Annotated in this window: 19 protein-coding genes; 5 read left to right on the top strand and 14 right to left on the bottom strand. The window is 71.9% G+C overall.

The genetic code is table 11. The features are described from left to right. Positions 1–215: 215 nt before the first annotated feature. Positions 216–2,063, top strand: a complete 1,848-nt coding sequence (locus tag ABD299_RS23790; RefSeq protein WP_344266485.1) for an AMP-dependent synthetase/ligase — start codon at positions 216–218, stop codon at positions 2,061–2,063. 22 nt (positions 2,064–2,085) lie between these two features. On the opposite strand, the gene ABD299_RS23785 is transcribed toward ABD299_RS23790, so the two are convergent. The 4 genes from ABD299_RS23785 to ABD299_RS23770 all read right to left on the bottom strand — a co-directional run bounded on the left by ABD299_RS23785 (position 2,086) and on the right by ABD299_RS23770 (position 7,220). Then, the gene (locus ABD299_RS23785) at positions 2,086–3,249 is read right to left on the bottom strand and encodes a glycosyltransferase family 4 protein (protein ID WP_344266526.1); all 1,164 of its coding nucleotides are present in this window, start codon (positions 3,247–3,249) and stop codon (positions 2,086–2,088) included. Positions 3,250–3,300: 51 nt separating this feature from the next. Then, positions 3,301–4,341, bottom strand: a complete 1,041-nt coding sequence (locus ABD299_RS23780; RefSeq protein WP_344266483.1) for a C40 family peptidase — start codon at positions 4,339–4,341, stop codon at positions 3,301–3,303. A gap of 206 nt (positions 4,342–4,547) precedes the next feature. Next, positions 4,548–5,597, bottom strand: coding sequence for a C40 family peptidase (locus tag ABD299_RS23775; RefSeq protein ID WP_344266480.1), 1,050 nt, complete (start codon positions 5,595–5,597; stop codon positions 4,548–4,550). A gap of 264 nt (positions 5,598–5,861) precedes the next feature. After that, a complete protein-coding gene (locus ABD299_RS23770; RefSeq protein WP_344266478.1) occupies positions 5,862–7,220 on the bottom strand; it encodes an NYN domain-containing protein in 1,359 nt (452 codons plus the stop codon). 132 nt (positions 7,221–7,352) lie between these two features. Here ABD299_RS23770 and ABD299_RS23765 point away from each other — a divergent pair, with 132 nt between their 5' ends. After that, a complete protein-coding gene (locus ABD299_RS23765) occupies positions 7,353–7,634 on the top strand; it encodes an Lrp/AsnC family transcriptional regulator (RefSeq protein ID WP_344266475.1) in 282 nt (93 codons plus the stop codon). 37 nt (positions 7,635–7,671) lie between these two features. Here ABD299_RS23765 and trpD read toward each other — a convergent pair whose 3' ends face one another. From trpD to ctaE, 5 genes are all read right to left on the bottom strand, one after another. After that, positions 7,672–8,733 (bottom strand): anthranilate phosphoribosyltransferase, encoded by a 1,062-nt coding sequence (gene trpD / locus ABD299_RS23760; protein WP_344266472.1) that lies wholly within the window; start codon positions 8,731–8,733, stop codon positions 7,672–7,674. A gap of 171 nt (positions 8,734–8,904) precedes the next feature. Then, positions 8,905–10,542, bottom strand: coding sequence for a cytochrome bc1 complex cytochrome b subunit (qcrB, locus tag ABD299_RS23755; RefSeq protein WP_344266469.1), 1,638 nt, complete (start codon positions 10,540–10,542; stop codon positions 8,905–8,907). Then, complete coding sequence (gene qcrA / locus ABD299_RS23750; protein ID WP_344266467.1) at positions 10,539–11,600, bottom strand: cytochrome bc1 complex Rieske iron-sulfur subunit; 1,062 nt, start codon at positions 11,598–11,600, stop codon at positions 10,539–10,541. Before qcrA ends, qcrB begins: the two co-directional genes overlap by 4 nt. Beyond that, positions 11,597–12,406 (bottom strand): cytochrome bc1 complex diheme cytochrome c subunit, encoded by an 810-nt coding sequence (gene qcrC, locus ABD299_RS23745; protein WP_344266465.1) that lies wholly within the window; start codon positions 12,404–12,406, stop codon positions 11,597–11,599. The genes qcrA and qcrC overlap by 4 nt, the downstream gene beginning before the upstream one ends. A 64-nt stretch (positions 12,407–12,470) precedes the next feature. Next, a complete protein-coding gene (gene ctaE, locus ABD299_RS23740) occupies positions 12,471–13,094 on the bottom strand; it encodes an aa3-type cytochrome oxidase subunit III (protein ID WP_344266462.1) in 624 nt (207 codons plus the stop codon). A 177-nt stretch (positions 13,095–13,271) separates the two neighbouring features. On the opposite strand from ctaE, the gene ABD299_RS23735 reads away from it, so the two are divergent. Continuing rightward, on the top strand, positions 13,272–13,685 hold the full coding sequence (locus ABD299_RS23735; protein WP_344266459.1) for a hypothetical protein: 414 nt from the start codon (positions 13,272–13,274) through the stop codon (positions 13,683–13,685). A gap of 4 nt (positions 13,686–13,689) precedes the next feature. On the opposite strand, the gene ABD299_RS23730 is transcribed toward ABD299_RS23735, so the two are convergent. The 4 genes from ABD299_RS23730 to ctaC all read right to left on the bottom strand — a co-directional run bounded on the left by ABD299_RS23730 (position 13,690) and on the right by ctaC (position 18,131). Beyond that, positions 13,690–14,940, bottom strand: coding sequence for a L,D-transpeptidase (locus tag ABD299_RS23730; protein WP_344266456.1), 1,251 nt, complete (start codon positions 14,938–14,940; stop codon positions 13,690–13,692). 106 nt (positions 14,941–15,046) lie between these two features. Then, on the bottom strand, positions 15,047–15,445 hold the full coding sequence (locus ABD299_RS23725; RefSeq protein ID WP_344266453.1) for a cytochrome c oxidase subunit 4: 399 nt from the start codon (positions 15,443–15,445) through the stop codon (positions 15,047–15,049). Then, positions 15,442–17,175, bottom strand: a complete 1,734-nt coding sequence (ctaD, locus tag ABD299_RS23720; RefSeq protein ID WP_425581407.1) for an aa3-type cytochrome oxidase subunit I — start codon at positions 17,173–17,175, stop codon at positions 15,442–15,444. Before ctaD ends, ABD299_RS23725 begins: the two co-directional genes overlap by 4 nt. Continuing rightward, positions 17,172–18,131, bottom strand: coding sequence for an aa3-type cytochrome oxidase subunit II (ctaC, locus tag ABD299_RS23715; RefSeq protein WP_344266450.1), 960 nt, complete (start codon positions 18,129–18,131; stop codon positions 17,172–17,174). Before ctaC ends, ctaD begins: the two co-directional genes overlap by 4 nt. 209 nt (positions 18,132–18,340) lie before the next feature. Here ctaC and ABD299_RS23710 point away from each other — a divergent pair, with 209 nt between their 5' ends. Continuing rightward, positions 18,341–19,777 carry a cysteine desulfurase/sulfurtransferase TusA family protein gene (locus ABD299_RS23710; protein ID WP_344266447.1) on the top strand — a complete coding sequence of 479 codons (1,437 nt, stop codon included), beginning with the start codon at positions 18,341–18,343 and terminating at the stop codon, positions 19,775–19,777. 19 nt (positions 19,778–19,796) lie between these two features. On the opposite strand, the gene ABD299_RS23705 is transcribed toward ABD299_RS23710, so the two are convergent. Continuing rightward, positions 19,797–20,771, bottom strand: coding sequence for a carbohydrate kinase family protein (locus ABD299_RS23705; RefSeq protein WP_344266444.1), 975 nt, complete (start codon positions 20,769–20,771; stop codon positions 19,797–19,799). 117 nt (positions 20,772–20,888) lie between these two features. On the opposite strand from ABD299_RS23705, the gene ABD299_RS23700 reads away from it, so the two are divergent. Further along, positions 20,889–22,433 (top strand): hypothetical protein, encoded by a 1,545-nt coding sequence (locus tag ABD299_RS23700; protein ID WP_344266441.1) that lies wholly within the window; start codon positions 20,889–20,891, stop codon positions 22,431–22,433. Positions 22,434–22,454: the final 21 nt, after the last annotated feature.

The raw sequence follows: 22,454 nt of genomic DNA, 5'->3' as shown, positions 1-22,454 counted from the left end.
ATCGCCGCCGGGTTCCGGGGGAAGGCTACCGCGCACCGGCGCGTGCCCGTCCGCTCGTTCCCGTCACGGGGGCCCGGCCTGACGTAGGCTGCTGCTGAGGGACGGGGAAGTGTGACACACAGTACATCTCAGGCGGGTGGCCATCGCCGGGAAGGTACCGACGGGTGGCCGGGGGCCGCTCGGCCCCTCCCCGCCGGTACCGACGAGGAGCACCCGTGCGCGAGTTCAGCCTTCCAGCCCTCTACGAGGTCTCTCCCGGCAGCACCCTGCCGCAACTGCTCGAACGGAACGCGGCGGAGCACCCCGGGGTGCCGGTCGTCGCGCGCCGGCGCGACGGCGAGTGGCGGGATGTGACGGCCCGGCAGTTCCTCGACGAGGTGCGCGCGGTTGCCAAGGGCCTGCTCGCCGAGGGCGTCCGCCCCGGCGATCGGATCGGCCTGCTGTCGCGAACCCGGTACGAGTGGACTCTGCTGGACTTCGCCATCTGGTCGGTGGGCGCGGTCACCGTGCCTGTGTACGAGACGAGCTCGGCCGGGCAGATCGCCTGGATCCTCGGCGACTCCGGCTCCACCGGCTGCGTGGTGGAGAGCGAGGAGCACCTGCGGAAGGTGGAGTCCGTCCGCGACCGGGTGCCGGACCTTCGGCGGCTGTGGTGCCTCGATGCCCCCGGCCAGGAGGCCGCAGTGGCCCGCCTGACGGCGGCCGGCGCGGACGTTCCGGACGAGGAACTGGCCCGTGCCGGCGCGACGGCCGACGCCGGGAGCACCGCGACCCTCATCTACACCTCGGGCACCACCGGGCGCCCCAAGGGCTGCGTGCTCACCCACCGCGCGTTCCTCGCCGAGTGCGGCAACGTCGTCGAGGGGCTGGCTCCGCTGTTCCGCACCGGGGAGAGCTCCGTCCTGCTGTTTCTCCCGCTGGCCCACGTCTTCGCCCGGATGGTGGAGGTGGCCGCGGCCCTGGCGCCGATCCGGCTCGGGCACGTGGCGGACACCGCCACCCTCACCGACGACCTGGCCACGTTCCGGCCGACGATCGTGCTGGGTGTCCCGCGGGTCTTCGAGAAGGTCTACAACTCCGCCCGGGCCAAGGCCAAGGAGGACGGCAGGGGCAGGATCTTCGAGAAGGCCGCGGATACCGCGATCGCCTGGAGCCGGGCCCTGGACGACGGCCGTAGCCCCTCCCTGGGACTCCGGCTGCGCCATGCCGTCTTCGACCGGCTGGTCTACCGCAAGCTGCGGGCCGTCCTGGGCGGCCGGGCCACCCACGCCATCTCCGGCGGGGCCCCGCTCGGCGAGCGGCTCGGGCACTTCTACCGGGGTATCGGCTTCACGGTCCTCGAGGGCTACGGCCTCACCGAGTCCTGCGGCGCCGCCGCGTTCAACCCCTGGGACGCCCCCCGGATCGGCACCGTCGGCCGTCCGCTGCCCGGCGGCGGGCTGCGCGTCGAGGACGACGGCGAACTGCTGGTCACAGGCGAGCACCTGTTCTCCGGTTACCTGAACAACCCCGAGGCCACCGAGGAGGCGATGACCGACGGCTGGTACCGGACCGGCGATCTGGCCTCGCTGGACGACGACGGCTACCTGACCATCAAGGGCCGCAAGAAGGAGATCCTGGTGACCGCCGGGGGCAAGAACGTCGCCCCGGCCGTCATCGAGGACGGCATCCGCAGCCATGAGCTGGTCGCCGAGTGCATGGTGGTCGGCGACGGCCGTCCCTTCGTCGCCGCGCTGGTCACCCTGGACGAGGAGTTCCTGGGCCGCTGGGCGAGGGAACACGGCAAGGCGGATCTGGAGCGCGGGGAACTGCTGGCCGACCCCGGCGTGCGGGAGGCGGTCCAGGAGGCGGTCGACAGGGGCAACGAGGCGGTCTCCCGCGCCGAGTCGGTCCGGGAGTTCCGCATCCTGCCGGACCAGTTCAGCCAGGAGTCCGGACACCTCACGCCGACGATGAAGCTGAAGCGGCACGCGGTCCTCGAGGACTTCGCCGACCGGATCGAGGAGATCTACACCCCCCCGGGGGAGGGGAAGCGGGAGAAGCGGGAGAAGCGGCGACGCTGACCGTCCGTCACGCCGGCTTCGCTCAGTCCGGCCGGCCCAGCAGCCCCTTCAGCTCCCCGGCCAGCAGGTCCCAGCGCCAGCGCTCCTCCACCCAGGCACGGCCGCGCTCACCCATCCGGCGGCGCAGCGCGGCATCGCCCAGGAGCGTCACGATCCGCCCGGCGGTCTCGGCGGGGGCCGCCGGACCCGCGCCCCGGACCACCCATCCCGTCTCGCCGTCCAGCACCGCGTCAGGGGCCCCGCCGGAGTCCCCGGCCACCACGGGCAGGCCGGTGGCGGACGCCTCCAGATAGACGATGCCCAGGCCTTCCACGTCCAGCCCGCCGCGCCGGGTCCGGCAGGGCATCGCGAAGACGTCGCCCGCACCGTGGTGCGCCGGGAGCTCCTCCCAGGGCACCGCGCCGGTGAAGTGCACGGAGGCGGCGACCTCCGTCTCCTGGGCCAGCCGCTGGAGATCGGCACGGTAGGGGCCGTCGCCGACGATCAGCAGCACCGTGTCCGGCTCGGCGGCCAGGATCCGCGGCATCGCCCGGATCAGGGTGTCCTGGCCCTTGCGCGGCACCAGCCGGGACACGCACACCACCACCGGACGGTCCGTCAGGCCCAGTCGGGACCGGACCTCCTCGCCGCCGGATCCGGGGTGGAAGACCTTCTCGTCCACCCCGGGCGGCAGGTGCGCCATTCTCGCCGCCACCTGCTCACCGACCGCCCGGGCGATCCGCGACCGGGTGTACTCGCCGAGATAGGTGAGGGTGTCCGTGCGGCGGCCGATCCGGCGCAGCAGCTGCCGGGAGCCGGGCAGCGCGGCCCAGCCGGCCTCGTGGCCGTGGGTGGTCGCCACCAGCCGCTCGGCGCCGGCCCGGCGCAGCGCCGGGGCCATCAGGCCGAGCGGGGCCGCGGCGCCGAACCAGACGGCCGAGCAGTCGTGTTCCCGCAGCAGGGCACAGGCCCGCCGGGTGACGCGCGGGGTGGGCAGCAGCATGGTGGCCCGGTCCCGGATCACCGGGTAGGGCTGGTCCGCGTCGAAGCGGGCGGTGGCCTCCCGGCCGGCCCGTGTGCGGTTCCACGTCGAGGCGTAGACCACCACCCGCTGCGGGTCCAGGCGCAGCGCCATGCTGTGCAGGAACGCCTGGATGCCCCCGGGGCGGGGCGGGAAGTCATTGGTGACGACGAGAGTCTTGCGCATCACCCGACGACCCTACCGGGCCCCGCCCGGGGCCCTGCCCGGTGCCCGGGGTCAGGGACGCACGACAGCCGTGACCGGCATCATGCCCACCGGGTCGTACCGCACGCGGGCCCCGGGATAGGGCGCGTGGACCACCCGGCCGCCACCGGTGTACAGGCCCACGTGGCTGGCGTCGTCGCGGTACACCACGATGTCCCCCGGCCGGATCCCGGACAGCGGGACCCGCGCCCCGGCGCCGGCCTGCCCCTGGGAGGTCCGCGGCAGCGAGACACCGGCCTGCCGGTAGGACCACTGGACCAGCCCCGAGCAGTCGAACGCGGAGGGCCCCGACTGCCCCCAGCCGTAGGGCCGCCCGACGGCCCGACGGGCGGCGGCGACGGCGGCGGCGGCGCGCGAGGCGGCGGCCTCCGCTTCCGGGCCGGGCAGACCGTCCGGATGCCGCCCGGCGCCGCGGGCGGCCTGCTCGCGCTCCTGGCGCTCCCGCTCGGTCAGCTGCTCGTACTGCCGCCGGGCCGCGGACAGTTTGCGCTGGACGGCCTCCTTCTTCCGGCCCAGCTCCTCCCGCTCGGCCGCCAGCCGCGACAGCTTCTCCTCGGTCTCGGTGCGGCGCTGCTCCAGCCGGCGCTGCGCCCGCAGCAGTCCGGTGAGCTCCCCGGCCTGACGGGCCCCGGCCCTCTCCAGGACGGCGGCGCGGTGCAGATAGCCGTCGGGGTCGGGCGAGAGCAGCAGGGTCAGCGAGGGGTTCACGCCGCCGGACCGGTAGTGGGCGGCGGCGGCCGAGCCCAGGGCCCGGCGCTGCCGGTTCACGGCGTCCTGGCCGTGGGCGACCAGGTCACGGCCGCGCTCGGCCTCCCGCTCGAGCTCCCCGACCCGCTCGGCGGTGCCGTTGTACTCCTCCACGGCCCGCTCCGCCTCGGCGAACAGCTCCGTCACCTTCCGGGCCGCGTCGGCACGGTCGCCGGGCGGCGCGCCGGGGTCCGCGGCGGCAGGAGTGAGGGTCACGGCCGCCACCGCGCCGGCGGCGGCGGAGAGCATGGTGATCCGGGCGTACCGGCCCGGGCCGGTATGCGGAGGACGTCGGTGCGAAACCACTGCGGGCGCCGCTCCCTTCGGTCGGAACCAAGGCGAGCAGAATCTAGCCGCGTGGCGGGTGGGGAAAAGGCCGAACAGGCATTACGGAGCGTCACAGCAGGCCACTTCCGCAGGTCACGAGACCGACACCGAGAGTGACGACACTCCGGATTCACCCGTCCGGAGGACACCGGTCCGGTGCTGTCCCGGACCGGTGCCGCGGTGGGTCAGCCGACCCGGACCCCGAACTGGAAGGGCATCACGTTGATCGACTCGTAGCGGACGACGGTGCCCGGGCGGGGGGAGTGGATCATCTGCCCGTTGCCGGAGTAGATCCCGACGTGGCCGAGGTCGCCGTAGAAGAAGACCAGGTCGCCCGGCTGCAGCTGGTCCCGCGACACCCGGGTGCCGACGTTGGCCTGTGCCTGCGAGGTGCGCGGCAGGCTGATCCCGGCCTGGGCGAAGGCCCATGACGTCAGACCGGAGCAGTCGAAGGAGTTCGGGCCGGGCGAGCCGTAGACGTAGGGCGAGCCGAGCTTGGACTGGGCGGCGCCCAGTGCGGAGGTGGCGCGGGAGGAGCCGGCGGCCAGCTCGGTGCGGCCCTCGGAGCGGTCGGCCCGCTGGGCCTCGGCGGCCGCGCGGGCGGCGGCATCCGCCTCCGCGGCGGCGATCGCGTCGCGCTCCTCCTGGGTCAGCTGGTTGAGCAGGCGCTGGGCCTCGTTCAGCTTGCCCTGGATCTTCTTCTTCTTCTTGCCGATCTCCTCGCGGACCTCCTCGAGCTCCTCCAGCTTCTTGGTGGCCTCCTGCCGCTGCTGGGCGAGGGTGCGCTGCTTGGCCTCGATCAGCCGCAGCGACTCGGCCTGCTTGCCGGTGATCTGGTTGAGGGTGGAGGCCTGCTCGAGGTAGGCGTCCGGGTCGGAGGAGAGAAAGAGCTGGACCGACGGGTCCAGGCTGCCGGTGCGGTAGTGGGCGGCCGCCGCGGAACCCAGGCTGTTGCGCAGCGTGTTGAGCTCCTCCTGGCCGCGGGCCACGGACTCCTGGAGCTCATCGGCCCTCTCCTGGAGCTGTTCCTCGTTCTCCTGGGCACCGATGTACTGCTCGTTGATCTTGGTGACCTGCTCGTACAGGTCGTCCACCTGCTCCTTGACCTCGTCCTTGGAGAGGTTCGGGTCGGCCTGTGCGGCCTGCGAGGAGAGAGCGACGGTGGCGGCGGCGGTAGCGCCGAAAATGGTGACGCGGGTACGGCCCGGCTGCTTGGGACGACGGTGGGACGCCACTGGGGCGAGCTCCTTCTTCCTCAGCCGCCTGCCGGGTGTGGGGGCCTGGTCCCGGCTCCGCGTATCGGCCGCGGATCGGCGGTACCTTCGCGGCCACCCCGGGTGAGGTGAACTCCCTCGCGAAGGTTCGTGGGCCGACACTAGCCATGCTCAGTTCATCGGTTCAAATCCTTCTCCGATGTTTTTACTTATCTCACACCGCCCGCGACGGCCCTCACACCGTCGGTGTGCGGACAGAACGCACCTTCCGGACCAAGCGGACTGTCAGGACCTGGCGAGCCGCTTCAGCAGCAACGCGGAGGAGACCGGCCGGGCCCCCGCCCGGGCCACGCCCTCGGCCACCTCGCGGTCGGAGGAGACCACCGTCACCGGACGGCCCGGGGGCTCGGCCCGCACCAGCTGCCGGATCACCTCGTCCGCGGTCTGTCCCGGCTTGCTGAACAGCACCCGGACCCCCCGCGGCGGGGTCAGCAGCACCGGCGCCGTGAGCTCCGCGCCGTCGAACACGCAGGTCATCTCCGCACCCGTCTGGGCCGCCAGCACCGCCAGCCCGCCCAGCAGCCGCAGCCGCTGCTTCTCCAGCGGCATCGTCGGGTAGCCGGCCTTGGTGACGTTGTAGCCGTCCACCACCAGATGGGCACGCGGCAGCGCCAGCAACTGGTCGAGCAGCGCCGGGTCGTCGCCGGCCAGCGCCCGCTGCTCGACGTCCCGGGGAGTCACTCCCCCCGGTTCGACCGCGTCCACCGTCTGCGCCGGGCGCAGTTGCACGGGCGGCAGGGCGAGTTCCCGGCGCAGCCCCTGGGCCGCGTCCAGCACGGTGTCCAGCAGCAGGCGCAGCCGCATGTCCTCGATGCTGCGGCCCTCCCGGGCAGCCCTGCGGCCGGCCTCCACCGCGGCCTCCGCCTCCGCCAGCCGGGCCCTCAGCCGCCGGCCCTCGCTGTCGGCCGCCACCTGCGCCGCCGCGGAACGGCTGCGCAGATCGTCCAGCGCCGCGCGCAGTTTGCGCTGTTCGGCCTCGCCACGCCGCACGTCGCTCAGCGCGCTGCGCAGTCTGCGGTGCAGCGCGTCGTTCTCCTTGCGTGCCGATTCCAGTTCGGCGCGCAGCCGCTCGGCGTCCTCCCGCGCGGCACCTCGGGCCTGTGCCAGTTCGGCGCGCAGCCGGGCCAGTTCCCGCTCACGGTCCTCGACGTCCTTGGCCTCCTGGAGCCGCTGCGCCTCCTCGCCGGCCGCGTCGACCAGCTTGGTCCAGCCCGGAGGCCGCAGCAGGTAGGCAGCGGCGGCAACCTCCACCGGGTCCGCCGCGGCGGGCGGGGTCCCGCTCTCCACCGCAGCGGCCAGCTCCGGCTCCGTCTCGCGCAGCCGGGCCGCCACGCGGTGCCGGAAGCCCGTCTCGTTCTCCAGGGCCGCCGCGATCGCCGCGCCGCCGAACTTGATCCGCCGCGGCGGGGTGAACCTGGCGTACTGCCGCAGTCCCGGAGGGAGTTCCGCCAGGGTGAACGAGGGGAACGCCTCGCCCGCGACCGCCACCACCTTGTGGCGCACGCGTCCGGGCAGCGGGCGGTCCAGCACCTCGGCCTCGTCCTGGCCGCAGGCGCGCACCTCGGCGCCGTCCCTGGGTTCCATCCTGTCACCCTACGGCCTGCCGGCCCGGCGGCGGTGCCGGGCACGGCCGCCCGGGTCCGTTCCCCGCGCGGCCGGGACCGGGGCGGCTAGAGTGACGGCGGTGTCCGCAGGCTCCGGAGGAAAGGCCCACTCGTGATCACCTCGATCGTGCTCATCAAGACCAGCGTGGACAGGATCCCGGAGATCGCCGAGCAGATCGTGGCCCTGGAAGGGGTCAGCGAGGTCTACTCGGTGACCGGCGCGCACGACCTCATCGCCATGGTCCGGGTACCGCGCCACGACGACCTGGCGGAGGTCATCCCGGGGCGGATCAGCAAGGTCCCCGGCGTGGAGTCCACCGAGACCCACATCGCCTTCCGCACCTACTCCCAGCACGACCTGGAGGCGGCCTTCGCCATCGGGCTGGACTCCTGACCGCCCGGTCACGGGCGGTCAGGGCCGCACCAGGACCTCACAGCCGGCTGGCCGCCACCCACCGCTCCAGCGCGGTGGCGGCCGCCCCCGAGTCCAGCGAACCGGCCGCCCGCTCCATCCCCGCGGCAAGCTGTTCGGGCAGCGGGGCCTCCTCCGGCTCGAGGGCGACAAGCGCCGCCGCGGCGTTGAGCAGCACGGCGTCGCGGACCGGGCCCTTCTCCCCTTCCAGGAGGCGGCGGGCCACATCGGCGTTGTAGGCCGCGTCCGCGCCGCGCAGCGCCTCGATGGGAACCGGCTCGATCCCGACACTGCGCGGGTCGAAGGACTCCCGGCGGACCGCGCCGTCCCGGACCACCCACACCGTGGAGGTGCCGGTCACGGTCAGCTCGTCCAGGCCGTCGTCCCCGCGGAACACCAGCGCGGAGGAGCCCCGCTCGGCCAGCACCCCGGCCATGATGGGCGCCATCCGGGCGTCGGCGACCCCGGTGGCCTGGGCCCGCACCCGCGCCGGATTGGTCAGCGGGCCGAGGAAGTTGAAGGTGGTGGCGATGCCCAGCTCCCGCCGGGCGGCGGCCACATGCCGCAGCGCGGGGTGGAACTTGACCGCGAAGCAGAAGCCGATCCCGGCCTCCTCCACCACCGCGGCCACCCGGTCCGGGTCCAGGTCCAGGTTGACGCCGAGCTTCTCCAGCACGTCGGAGGAGCCGCTGGCGCTGGAGGCGGCCCGGTTGCCGTGCTTGACCACTCGGGCCCCGGTGCCGGCCACCACGATCGCCGACATGGTGGAGATGTTCACGGTCCTGGCGCGGTCCCCGCCGGTGCCCACGATGTCCACGGACGGGCCGGGGACCTCGATCACCCGGGCGTGCGCGTACATCGTGTCCACCAGACCGGTGAGCTCCTGCACCGTCTCGCCCTTGGCGCGCAGGGCGACGGCGAAACCGGCGATCTGGGCGTCGGTCGCCTCCCCGCGCATGATCCGGTCCATCGCCCATGCCGTGGCCCGGCTGCTCAGGTCCTCCCCCGCCAGCAGCGCGGTGAGCAGCTGGGGCCAGCTGAACGACCCGTCCCCGTGCTCGGCGGTGGTCGCGGCGCTCATGGCATCACTCCTGGCTCGGTCGTCGGCGTGCGGTTCCTGACGCCCCGGAAGCCTAGCGGCGCCCCGGAGCCCGGACGGCCCGTTGCCCGGAGTACGGACAACGGGCCGGGCCCCGCGATCCACCCGAAAGGGTGAGGCGCGGGGCCCGGATCGGTGCGTGTGCGACGCGGATCAGTGATGACCCTCGCCACTGGTGATCTCGCGGTACTCCTCGGCGGTGGGCTTGGGCACCTGCCCGGCCGGGCCGTAGTAGCTGCGGCTGAGCCTGACCCGCAGCCTCTCCAGCCTGCTGACCTTGCGCGGCACGCCGTTCTCGTCCTCCGCCGGGCCGAGCTCCAGCGGCTTGGGCTGGTCGTGTGCGGTGAGCCGGTACAGCTCCTCCCGCGACAGCGGCTCGTGGACCTCCACGAACTCACCGTGCGGCAGGCGCTTGATGACACCGCTCTCCCTGCCGTGCAGCACCTTCTCCCGGTCCCTGCGCTGCAGGCCCAGGCAGATCCGCCGGGTCACGATGAAGACGACGACCGGCAGCACGAAGAAGGAGACCCGGCCCCACCAGGTGATCGCGTTGATCGACAGGTCGAAGTTGAGCGCCCACAGGTCGTTGCCGCCCGCGACCAGAGCGACGAAGTACCAGCTCAGCCAGGCGACACCGAACGCGGTGCGGTTCGGCGCGTTGCGCGGACGCTCCGCGATGTGGTGCTCCCGCTTGTCCTTGGTCACCCAGTTCTCGAAGAACGGGTAGAGCGCGATGACGGCCATCATCAGCGGGAAGACCATCAGCGGGACGAGCAGACCCAGGTTGAGCGTGTACCGGTCGAACAGGACGAACTCCGCGGCCGGCATGAGCCGCACCAGACCCTCGGAGAAGCCCATGTACCAGTCCGGCTGGGCATTGGTGGACACCTGATCGGGCCGGTACGGGCCCAGGACCCAGACCGGGTTGATACTCGTGGTCGCCGCGATCAGCGCGAAGAGACCGAAGATCAGGAAGAAGAAGCCACCCGCCTTGGCCATGTAGACCGGGAACAGCGGCATGCCGACCACGTTGTTGTTGGTGCGCCCGGGTCCGGCGAACTGGGTGTGCTTGTGGTACACGACCAGGATCAGGTGAGCGGCGATCAGAGCCAGCATCAGCCCCGGGAGCAGCAGCACGTGCACCACGAAGAACCGGGGGATGATCACATGGCCCGGGAACTCCCCGCCGAACAGCAGCATCTGCAGCCAGGTACCGACCACCGGGACGGCCAGGATGGCGCCCTCCATGAAGCGGACACCGGTGCCCGACAGCAGGTCGTCCGGCAGCGAGTAGCCGGTCAGACCGGTGAACATCGCCAGCAGCAGCAGCGTGAAACCGAACAGCCAGTTGATCTCACGCGGCTTGCGGAAGGCGCCGGTGAAGAACACCCGCATCATGTGGAAGAACAGGCCGACCACGAAGATCAGCGCCGCCCAGTGGTGGATCTCCCGCATCAGCAGGCCACCGCGGACGTCGAAGCTGATGTGCAGGGTGGAGGCGTAGGCCTCGGACATCAGCACGCCCTGCATGGGCACGTAGCTGCCGTCGTAGGCGATCTCGCCCATGCTCGGGACGAAGAACAGCGTCAGGTAGACACCGGTGAGCAGCAGGATCACGAAGGACCACAGGCACACCTCCCCCAGCAGGAAGGACCAGTGATCGGGGAAGATCTTCCGCATGTTGGCCTTGGCCAGGCCGTAGATGCCCAGTCTCCCGTCGGCCCAGTCGGCGGCCCGCTCGCCCGCGGGTGCCTTCCCCCGGGCCTCGGGGGTCTGTGTTGCCGTACTCATCCGCGCTCCCAGAAGCTCGGGCCGGGGGGTTCCTCGAAGTCGCCGAGCGCTTCGAGGAAGCCGTCGTCGTTCACCGTGATACGAAGCTGTGGCAGGGGGTGACCCGCCGGGCCGAAGAGCACCCGGGCACCGTCGGCCAGGTCGAAGGTCGACTGGTGGCAGGGGCACAGCGCGTGGTGCGTCTGCTGCTCGTACAGGACCGCCGGGCAGCCGATGTGGGTGCAGATCTTGGAGTAGGCGAGGATGCCCTCGTGGCCCCAGTCCGCGGACTGCTGGTCCTTGATGTCCTCGGGCTCGATCCGCACCAGCATGATCGCGGCCTTGGCGATCTGTGCGTGGAAGTCGTGGTCGTGGAAGTCCAGGCCCTCGGGCATCGCGTGGGTCAGCGAGCCGGTGGTGATGTCCTCCGGACGCAGCGGCTGCATGGTGTTCTCGTTGATCAGCAGGCTGCCGGGCTCCCAGGCGGTGTGGAAGAGCTTGTCCCCCGGCGCCGGGCCGAGATCCCGCAGCAGCACCAGGCCGGAGAGCGGCACCAGGGCGAGCGCACCGTACAGGGTGCGCCGCACCAGCGTGCGGCGGCCGATCTGGGACTCCTCCGCCCCCTTGGCGAAGTCCTCCAGGACCTGCGCCTTGACCTCGGGGGAAGCCTCGACCGGGTGCCGCTCACCGACGAGTTCGACATCCGACATGAGGGTCCGCGACCAGTGCACGGCGCCGGCGCCCAGGCAGAACAGGGCGGTTCCCAGGGTGCTGCCGAGCGCGAAGTTCAGCGCGCTGACGTCGCCGAACGGCCAGATGTAGGTGATCTGGTCGATCGGGATCAAGGCGTAGCTGACGATGAAGCCGACGGTCGCCAGCATGGAGACCACGAACAGCAGGGCGACCGTGCGCTCGGAGCGCTTGGCGGCCCGCTCGTCGATGTCCTGAATGCGGTGCTCATGCGGCGGCATGCCCGGGTCGGCGAAGGGGTCCTCCGCCACGATGACGGCCCCCTCCTCCCGTTCCTGGGACGAGAGCCGGTCCGGGACCTCGTTGTGCGATTCGGTGTGACTACTCATGACTTCCTGGCCTTTGCGGTCCGGGCGCCGACCCACACGGCGGCGGCGACGAGGGAGCCGATGCCGAAGGTCCAGGCGAACAGGCCTTCACTGACCGGTCCGTAGCCGCCCAGCGAGAAGCCGCCCAGGCTCGGGGCCGCCTCGCTGTTGGTGGCCTCCAGCCACGCGATGATGTCCTTCTTCTCCTGCTCGGGCATGACGCCGTCGGGGAAGGAGGGCATGTTCGCCGGGCCGGTGAGCATTGCCTGGTAGATCTGCTTGGGGTCCACGTCGTGGAGGTTCGGGGCGATCTTGCCGTGCGTGAGAGCGCCGCCCTGACCGGTGAAGTTGTGACATCCGGAGCAGTTGGTGCGGAACAGCTCGCCGCCCTTGGCCGAGTTGCCCTCGGCCGGGTTGTACTGGGAGGGCTCGGGCACGGCGGGACCGGGCCCCAGCGAGGCCACGTAGGCCGCCAGCTGGTCGATCTCGGCCTGCGTGTAGATGTTGGGCTTGACCGGCGCCTGCGGGCCGGGCTGCTGCAGCGGCATCCGGCCGGTGGCGACCTGGAAGTCGACGGCCGCGGCGCCCACGCCCACCAGGGTGGGTCCGTCGCTGGTGCCCTGCCCGCCGCTGCCGTGGCAACTGGAGCAGCCGACGGCGTACAGCTTCTGACCCTCCTCGATGGCGAGGGACTGCGCCGAGGCATCGGCCTTGGCCTCACCCGCGGGGGCGAGTACGGCGTACAGCCCCCCGGTGGCCGCCAGCGCGAAGATGAGGACGACGAGCGCCGCCAGCGGATGGCGCCGTCGTGCGGAGAGCTTTTTCACGGATTACCCCGGTGTCAGGATCTTCTGCGTCGGTGCTTGACGTGTGCGTCCGGTGCGGGACCGGTTACTTGATCAGATAGATGGTGGCGAAGAGGCCGATCCACACCACATCGACGAAGTGCCAGTAGTAGGACACGACGATGGCGGAGGTGGCCTGTTCGTGGGTGAACCGCCGGGCGGCATAGGTCCGGCCGAGCACCAGCAGGAAGGCGATGAGCCCGCCCAGCACATGGAGCCCGTGGAACCCGGTGGTGAGGTAGAACGCCGAGCCGTACGGGTCCGACGAGATCGAGATCCCCTCGTGCGTCACCAGCTCGACGTACTCGGTCACCTGGCCGCCGATGAAGATCGCCCCCATCACGAAGGTGATCACGAACCACATCCTCAGCCGCTTCACATCCCCGCGCTCGGCGGCGAACACGCCGAGCTGACAGGTCAGGGAGGAAAGCACCAGGATCGTGGTGTTGGTCGCCGCGAAGGGCAGGTTCAGGGCTTCGGCCTGCCCCTGCCAGTATTCGGCACCCATCACCGACCGCAGGGTGAAGTACATCGCGAAGAGGGCCGCGAAGAACATCAGCTCGGAACTCAGCCAGATGACGGTTCCGACGCTGGTGAGGTTCGGCCGGTTGACCGAGGGGTGCGCGTGCCCGGTGTCTACTGCTGCTGTTGCTGTCGCCACGCCGGACATTATGTCTCTCGCTTATCCCGTGCTCACCCCGGGGGTACTGTTCGGAGTGTCAGCGCCTTCTGCGCAGCACGAACGAGAGCCCCGAAGCCCCCTCACGGGTGCCTCCCCTGCCCGGTCCCGCACCGGACGGAGTAGCATCCGCGCAACGGCAGCCGACCCATCCCCCGCGGAGGAACGATGCAGCGCACCGCCACGGTGCTGGTCTACAGCGACGACGTCAACACCCGTGAGCAGGTCAGGCTCGCCGCCGGCCGGCGCCCCGCGGCCGACGCCCCGCAGGTGGAGTACCTGGAGTGCGCCACCCTGCCGGCGGTGCTCAGCGCCCTGGAGGCGGGCGGCATCGACGCCTGCGTCCTGGATGGCGAGGCCGTCCCGGCCGGCGGCATGGGCGTCTGCCGGCAGATCAAGGACGAGATCTTCGACTGCCCGCCGGTGCTCCTGCTGATCGGCCGCCCCCAGGACGCCTGGCTGGCGACCTGGAGCCGGGCCGAGGCGGCCGTGGCGCACCCGGTGGACCCCTCCGAACTCGCCGCCGCCCTCGCGGGGCTGCTGCGTGAACGTCTCCCGGCGAGCGCCCGCCCGGGGGCGTGACGGCTCACAGCAGCGGCCTCAGCCGCGCCGAGCGGCCCGTGGCGGCACTGCCGGAGGTCCGTGCGGCCTCCAGGGCGCTGCCCTCGCGCCAGGCGTCCCAGGACAGGTTCCAGTCCCCGAAGCCGTTCCCGAACGGTGCCATGTCCTCGCCGTAGCCGTTGATGTGCTCGACGATGTCGCCCGGCCTGACCAGTTCGAAGAACCATCGGGCGTTCTCGCTGCTCAGCCCGGTGCAGCCGTGGCTGACGTTGGCCGACCCGTGCGAGCCCGCGGACCAGGGCGCCCCGTGGACGTACTCACCGCTCCAGGTCAGCCGGGTGGCCCAGTACACCGGCAGGTCGTAGGACTCCGCGCTGCCCGCCGGGATGCCTATGCTCGTGCCCCTCATCCGGACGAACGACTCCCGGGTGAGGATCACCTTCTTGCCGTTGCGGGTGCGGAACCCCGCCTTCCCGGTGGTGATGGGCAGGGTGCGCAGGACCTCCCCGTTACGCCGGACCGTCATGGTGTGGGCCTGGATGTCGGCGACGGCCTCGATCCGGTCGCCGGTACGCAGCCTGAGCGTCTCGGCCGGGGCACCGCGCAGGCCCTTCCGGATGCGCACGCCGTCCAGCGCGGACTCCACGGTGATCGTGGCGTGGGCGGGCCAGTAGTCCTTGGGCCGGTAGTGCAGGAGCTTGTCGTCCACCCAGTGCCAGGCGCCCTCGGTCCGGGGCCGGGACCGCACCGTAAGGGCCTCTTCGACGACCGTCCGTTCCGCGGCGTCGGATATCTCCTCGCTGAGTTCGGCCGTCACCGGCTGCCCGACGCCGTAGGTGCCCTCCTGAGGGCCGAAGGACACCTCCAGGCGGTCTCCCTCCGCGGGGCGGGTGCGGAAGGCGTGGGTGCGCACCCCGGGGGTTCCGTCGCCTCGTTCGGTGCGGACCTCCACCGTGTAGCGGGCGCCGGCGGCCAGCGGCGCGGTGCTGCGCCAGCTGCTGCCGTCGGCGGCCATCTCGCCGGCCAGCGGCCGTCCGGCGGCGTCGGCCACCGAAACATCGGTGAGACGGCCGGATCCCTGGGTGGTTATCCGCAGTGGTTCGTCGGGATCGACCCGGGCGCCGTCCTTGCCTGCCGGGCCGAAGGAGACGTGGTCCGAGGCGTCCTGGGGGGAGACCGCCAGCGGCCGGTCCGCGGCGTTGCCGCACCCGGTGAGTCCGGCCAGCAGCGGCGCGAGTATGAGGGCGCAGCTCCGCGCCAGTCTTCCGTGACTCATGATCACAAATTAGGCGTGATGTCCAGGAACGGCACGCCGTGGCGGGCAAACGGGTCGGCCCCCGGACGCGAGGTCCGGGGGCCGACCCGTTCAGGGGTGGTACCGCCTACTGGTTCTGGTTCTCCCCGCGGTAGAACTCGAAGACCCACAGCCACAGGCCGACGGCCAGCAGCGGCGTGGTGAAGTACAGCACCCACCAGCCGAAGACCGGGCCCATGAAGGCGAAGATGCCGCCGCCGGCCAGCGCCAGCGGAGCCCAGCTGTGCGGGGCGAAGAAGCCCAGCTCACCGGCGTCGTCGGCGACCTCGGCGGACTTGTCGTCCTGCGCACCGGTGTCCACCCGGCGGGCGGTGAAGACCAGGTAGAACCCGACCATCACGGACAGCCCGAAGGCCAGGAAGAAAGCGGTGGTGCCCACCGGCTCCTTCGACCACAGGCCGTAGACGACGGCCACGACCAGGAAGAAGGCCGCCAGCCAGTTGAACATGATGCCCTGGATCTTCACTTCCCGGCCTCCCCACGGTCGGCGGGAATGACGGCGTCGGGGCCGCGATTCTCCAGCTGATCGAGTTCCGTGATCTCAGGATGGTGCAGGTCGAACGCCGGCGACTCGGTGCGGATCCGCGGCAGGGTGACGAAGTTGTGCCGCGGCGGCGGGCAGGAGGTCGCCCACTCCAGGGAGCGGCCGTAGCCCCACGGGTCGTCGGTGTTGACCTTCTCGCCGTACTTCCATGTCTTCCAGACGTTGTAGAAGAAGGGCAGCATCGACATGCCGAGCAGGAACGAGCTGATGGTGGAGATGGTGTTCAGCGTCGTGAATCCGTCGGCGTGCAGGTAGTCCACGTACCGGCGCGGCATGCCCTCGGCACCCAGCCAGTGCTGCACCAGGAAAGTGCCGTGGAAACCGACGAACAGCGTCCAGAAGGTGATCTTGCCCAGCCGCTCGTCCAGCATCTTCCCGGTGAACTTGGGCCACCAGAAATGGAAGCCGGCGAACATCGCGAAGACGACCGTTCCGAAGACCACGTAATGGAAGTGCGCCACCACGAAGTAGGTGTCCGACACGTGGAAGTCCAGCGGCGGCGAGGCCAGGATGACACCGGTCAGACCGCCGAACAGGAACGTGACCAGGAAGCCGATCGTCCACAGCATCGGGGTCTCGAAACTGAGCGAGCCCTTCCACATGGTGCCGATCCAGTTGAAGAACTTCACACCGGTGGGCACCGCGATCAGGAAGGTCATGAAGGAGAAGAACGGCAGCAGGACCGCGCCCGTGACATACATGTGGTGCGCCCAGACCGTCACCGACAGACCGGCGATCGCGATCGTCGCGGCAACCAGGCCGATGTAGCCGAAGATCGGCTTGCGGCTGAAGACCGGGATGATCTCCGAGACGATGCCGAAGAACGGCAAGGCGATGATGTACACCTCTGGATGGCCGAAGAACCAGAAGAGGTGCTGCCACAGAATGGGCCCGCCGTTGGCCGCGTCGAAGATGTGCGAGCCGAAGGTCCGGTCCGAGGCCAGCGCGAACAGCGCGGCGGCCAGCACCGGGAAGGCCAGCAGCACCAGCACGCTGGTGAGCAGGACGTTCCAGGTGAAGATCGGCATCCGGAACATCGTCATGCCCGGGGCACGCATGCAGATGATGGTGGTGATGAAGTTGACGGCACCGAGGATGGTGCCGAAACCACCGAACGTCAGGCCCATCACCCACATGTCACCGCCGATGCCCGGCGAATGCACCGCGTTCGACAGCGGAGTGTAGGCGAACCAGCCGAAGCTGGCGGCGCCCTGCGGGGTGAAGAAGCCGCCGAGCGCCAGCAGGCCGCCGAAGAGGTAGAGCCAGTAGGCGAACATGTTCAGCCGCGGGAACGCCACATCGGGCGCCCCGATCTGCAGCGGCATGATCCAGTTCGCGAAGCCGGCGAAGAGCGGCGTCGCGAACAGCAGCAGCATCACCGTGCCGTGCATGGTGAACAGCTGGTTGAACTGCTCGTTGGAAACGATCTGGTTGCCGGGCCGGGCCAGCTCGGCGCGCATGATGAGGGCCATCACGCCGCCGACGATGAAGAAGATGAACGACGTCAGCAGATACATCGTGCCGATCGTCTTGTGGTCGGTGGTGGTCATCCACCGCACCACGATGTTGCCCGGCTCCTTGCGATAGACCGGCGGGGTCGCTGTGGGCGGGCCGGAGATGCCCGCCTCCTGGGAGTTGTCGAGGATGCTCACGGGTTGTTCGTCTCCGCGTTCTTGGCGGCGTCCGTCTGGCCGATGCCCGCCGGGATGTAGCCGGTCTGGCCCCTGTCCGCCAGGTCCTGCAGGTGCGCCCGGTACTCCTCGGGGGACACCACCCTGACGTTGAAGAGCATCCGGGCGTGGTCGACGCCGCACAGTTCGGCACACTTGCCCAGGAAGGTGCCCTGCTTGTTCGGGGTCACCTCGAAGCGGTTGGTGTGGCCGGGGATGACGTCCTGCTTCATGAGGAACGGCACCACCCAGAAGGAGTGGATGACGTCCCTGGAGGTGAGGATGAACTGGACCGACTCGCCCTCCGGCAGCACCAGGGTGGGGCCGGGGTTGCCGGTCTCCGGGTCCCGGTCGGCGGGGATGCCGATGTCGTACACGCCGTCGGCGCCCTGGGGCACGGCCTCCATCATGCGGTCGGGGATGGACTCCAGCTCGGCGGCGGTGTGCGCGTCGCCGTCGGAGGCCCCGACGTCCGCCAGATAGTTGAAGCCCCAGCCCCACTGGAACCCGACCACGTTGATCACGTGATCCGGCTCGTCCGAGGTCTGCATGAGCTCGCTCTGGTCACGGGCCGTGAAGTAGAAGAGCACCGAGACGATGATCAGTGGAACGAGGGTGTACAACGCCTCGATCGGCATGTTGTAGCGGGTCTGCGGAGGAACCTCCACCTTGGTGCGGCTGCGCCGGTGGAAGAAGACACTCCACAGGATCAGACCCCAGACCAGGAGGCCCGTGACGAGCGCGGCCGCCCACGAGCCCTGCCACAGGGACAGGATCCGCGGCGCCTCCTCCGTTACCGGACTGGGCATGCCGAGGCGGGGGAAGTCCTCGTATGTGCAACCTGTCGCGGTTGCCAGGACCAGGCCCGCGATCAGCGCCGGCGGCAGAATCCGCCGCATCGGGCGCCGCGACGAGCGGTCGGAGCCGTTGGGACTCACGTAGCGCCTTCCCGAGAGTCTCGCCCGCAGGCCGGCCGCGGCTCGCTCGGGGCGGGGCGCCGGCCCTGGCACGGGCAGGGGTTTGGATGTTTATGCGGACCAAACCCTACTGGACGCCTTCCGGCATGCTGCGGGGAGGGTGTCCAACGCGCCGCGTCACCGCACGAAGGGGTGTCGGGCACGGGCCTCTCCGGCGTTAGCGTGGCGGCGTGCCCTACTTCGACGCCGCCTCATCGCTGCCCCTCCATCCCGTCGCCAGGCAGGCGCTGGCCGCCGCCTGGGAGGACGGCTGGGCCGACCCGGCCCGGCTGCACCGGGAGGGGCGCCGGGCCAGGATGCTGCTGGACGCCGCCCGGGAGTCGGCCGCCGAACTGGCCGGCTGCCGGCCCGACGAACTCGTCCTCACCTCCTCCGGGACCCGGGCACTGCACACCGGCATCGCCGGAGCCCTGGCCGGGCGTCGGCGGGCCGGCCGGCACCTGGTGGTTTCCTCGGTCGAGCACTCCGCGGTGCTGGCCGCCGCCGAGGCCCACGAGAAGACCGGCGGAACGGTGGCCTCCGTCCCGGTCGGCCGGAACGGGCGTGTGGACGTGGCAGCCTTCGCCGCGGCGGTTCGCGGCGCTCCCGCGGACTCCCGCGGTACCGCCCTGGCATGCCTGCAGTCCGCCAACCACGAGGTCGGCACCGAGCAGCCGGTCGCCGAGGCGGCCCAGGAGTGCCGGGCGGCCGGGGTGCCGCTGCTGGTGGACGCCGCCCAGTCGCTGCCCTGGGGCCCGGTGGCCGGGGACTGGTCGCTGCTGGCGGCCAGCGCGCACAAGTGGGGCGGTCCGGCCGGGGTGGGACTGCTCGTCGTCCGCAAGGGGGTGCGGTTCGCGCCCGTACCGCCGGTGGACGAACGCGAGTCGGGGCGGGCCGCCGGCTTCCCCGACATCCCCGGCGTCGTCGCCGCGGCGGCCTCGCTGCGGGCGGTCCGGCAGGAAGCGGCCGCCGAGGCGGAACGGCTGCGATGCCTGGTGGACCGGCTGCGGACCCGGATTCCGGAACTGGTGCCGGACACCGAGGTGGTGGGCGACCCCGTGCGCCGGCTGCCGCACCTGGTCACCTTCTCCTGCCTGTACGCCGACGGCGAGGCACTGCTGCACGCCCTGGACCGGGAGGGCTTCGCGGTCTCCTCCGGCTCCTCGTGCACGGCCGCCACCCTGGTGCCCAGCCACGTCCTGCGGGCGATGGGCGTGCTGTCCGAGGGCAACATCCGCGTGTCGCTGCCGCCGGGCACCGCGGAGGCCGACGTGGACCGGCTGCTGACGGTCCTCCCTGAGGCCGTCGCCTCGGTCCGCGCCCAGCTGTCCGCCCCGGACACCGCGACGCGGCCCCCGACGGGGGACGGCCCGGACGACGCACCGGAGGCCGCCCGGGAGCCCCGGGACCTCACCGTGGACTCGCTGGGCAGGCGCTGCCCCATCCCGGTGATCGAACTGGCCAAGGCGATCGGCCAGGTGCCGGTCGGCGGCGTCGTCACCGTGCTGGCGGACGACGAGGCGGCCCGCCTGGACATCCCCGCCTGGTGCGGCATGCGCGGCCAGGAGTACCTGGGCGAGGAGGCCGCCCCCGCCGGGAGCGCCTACCGGGTGCGCCGGCGCGCCTGACCTCCGGGCCCGCGCGCCGTCAGGGCAGGTGCCCGCGCACCTCGTCGGCGGCCTGTGGACCGTACGCCTTGGCGAACCGCTCCAGGAAGGCACCGCGGCGCAGCTCGTACTCCTGGGTGCCGACGGTCTCGATGACCAGAGTGGCCAGCATGCAGCCGAGCTGGGCGCACCGCTCCTGGGAGGCGCCCCAGGCCAGCCCGGACAGGAAGCCGGCCCGGAAGGCGTCGCCCACCCCGGTGGGGTCGGCCTTGCGCTCCTCCTCCGGGCAGCCGACCTCCAGCGGGCTCTCCCCGGCCCGTTCTATCCGCACGCCCCGGGCGCCCAGCGTGGTGATCCGGGTCCCGACCACGTCCAGCACCTGCTGCGAGGTCCAGCCGGTCTTGGACTCGATCAGGGCGTTCTCGTACTCGTTGCTGAACAGGTAGGCGGCCCCCTCGGTCAGCCCGCGGATCTCCTCGCCGTCCATGCGGGCCAGCTGCTGGGAGAAGTCGGCCGCGAAGGGGATGCCGCGGGTGCGGCACTCCTCGGTGTGCCGCATCATCGCCTCGGGGTCGTCCGCCCCGATGTGCACCAGGTCCAGCCCGCCCACCCGGTCGGCCACCGACTTCAGCTCGATCAGCCGTGCCTCGCTCATGGCCCCGGTGTAGAAGGAGCCGATCTGGTTGTGGTCGGAGTCGGTGGTGCAGATGAACCGGGCGGTGTGCAGCATCTCGGAGATCCGTACCGAGCCGGTGTCCACCCCGTGCCGGTCCAGCCAGGCGCGGTACTCCCCGAAGTCGGCACCGGCCGAGCCGACCAGCACCGGGCGTGCCCCGAGCTGGCCCATCCCGAAGCAGATGTTGGCCGCGACTCCGCCCCGGCGCACTTCCAGGCCGTCCACCAGGAACGACAGCGAGACCGTGTGGAGCTGGTCCCCCACGAGCTGGTCGGCGAACCGGCCGGGGAAAGTCATCAGATGATCGGTGGCGATGGAGCCGGAAACGGCGATGCGCACGGCGGTCTGCTCCTGGGGAAGAGGGCGGGCGGTCCGCCAAAGGCTACCGGGCGGGAACCGGAGTGCGGGGCCTTCCGTCCCATCGGCAGACATCGCCGGACCGACAGGAGCGAGACCGTGAGCGGTGAGCGTGGGGACGAGGGGGGCACCGGGCGGCGCGGGCGCCCGCGGTGGGCCGTGACCGCGGCGGCAGCGGCGGCGGTCACGGTGATCGCCGTCGGGCTGTACGGGGCGGCGGAATCAACGGCTCCGGACTCCGGGGACCCCGCCGACGGCGCCCCGGCCCGGCTGGTGCTGGACGGCTACGGGCCGGAGGCCGACGCCGTCGCCGGTGCCGCGGAGCCCGGCCGGGCGGACGGGTACGGAGGTGCGGCGACGCTGCGGGCGGAGGGCCCGCTGCCCGAGGGGCCGGGGCGGGCTCCGGTGTACCGGTTCGAGGGCACCGTCGGCGAGGCGGAGGCCGCGGCCCTGGCCCGGACCTTCGGCATCGAGGGGCCGGTGCGGGAAGCGGCGGGGGCCTGGACGGTCCAGGACCCCGGGGACGGCGCCCTGTCACTGACAGTGCAGCAGGAGGCGCCCGGTTACTGGTCGTTCAGCCGGGCGGGGCCGGCCCTGCCCGGGGACCTGGGTCCGGACGCCCCGGTGGACTCCGGCCCGGCCCCCTCCCCTGACGGCGAGGCCCCGCCCACCGAGGAGCAGGCGATGCGCGTCGCCGCTCCGGTGCTCGCCGCGGCGGGTCAGGGCGGCGCGGACCTCACCGTGCACGTCGACGCGTCGGCAACCTCCGGCGGGCTGCGCACGGTGACGGCCCGTCCGGAGGTGGGCGGCCTGGCGGTGCACGGCTGGGAGACCACCGTGACGGTCGGTCCCGACGGCTCCGCGGCCGGCGGGACCGGGGCGCTGGCCGCACCGGTGGAGGGGGACGTCTACCGGGTGCTCGGCGCGGAGGAGACGCTGCGCCTGCTCAACGCGCACACCGCCGCCCGGGAAGTGCCGGCCGGCCCGCTGTGCCCTCCGGACCTCGCGGAGCCTGTGCCGTACGGGACGAAGGAACCGGCGCCGGAGATGCCTCCCGTGGACGGGGGCCCCGGAGGGGGGACGGACGGGGTGCCGTGCGGCCCGGAGCCGGTCAGGGCGGATCCGGTGCCGGTCACCGGGGCGCAGTTCGGCCTGGCACCGCATTACTCGGAGGGCGAACCGGTGCTGGTTCCTGCGTGGCTGTTCACCGCTCACCCCGAAGGCGCCGCGCCGTACACCGTCGGCCATCCGGCGGTGGATCCGCTCCAGCTGTCGTCCGGCACCGGCGCCGGTGCGACGCCGGATTCCGGCACGGACGTGGGCGAGCCCGGCGGGGGCAGCGACGTCGAGCCCGGCGACCCGGGGGAGGAACCTGCTTCCGGGATGTCGGTGGAGCCCCACGGTCCCGGGGCCCGCGCACTCACGGTGCACTTCTGGGGCGGAGTGTGCGCGGAGACGGCGGTGACCGCCGAGGAGACCTCGGACGCGGTCACCCTCCGCCTGGTCACCCTTCCCGGGGAGGGCGGCGAGGAGGAGGCCTGCATCCTGGTGGCCGAGCGGCAGACGGCCACGGTCCGGCTGGACGGCCCGGTCGGCGACCGGGACCTGCTCGACGAGCGAGGCCGGCCGGTCCCGGCACGGTGACCGGGCAACAGCGGCGAAGGG

This window comes from Streptomyces sodiiphilus (assembly GCF_039529215.1).
GTDB classification, from domain to species: Bacteria; Actinomycetota; Actinomycetes; order Streptomycetales; family Streptomycetaceae; genus Streptomyces; species Streptomyces sodiiphilus.
Note: the sequence above shows the minus strand (reverse complement) of the source record. Positions and strands in the feature narration are given on the sequence as shown.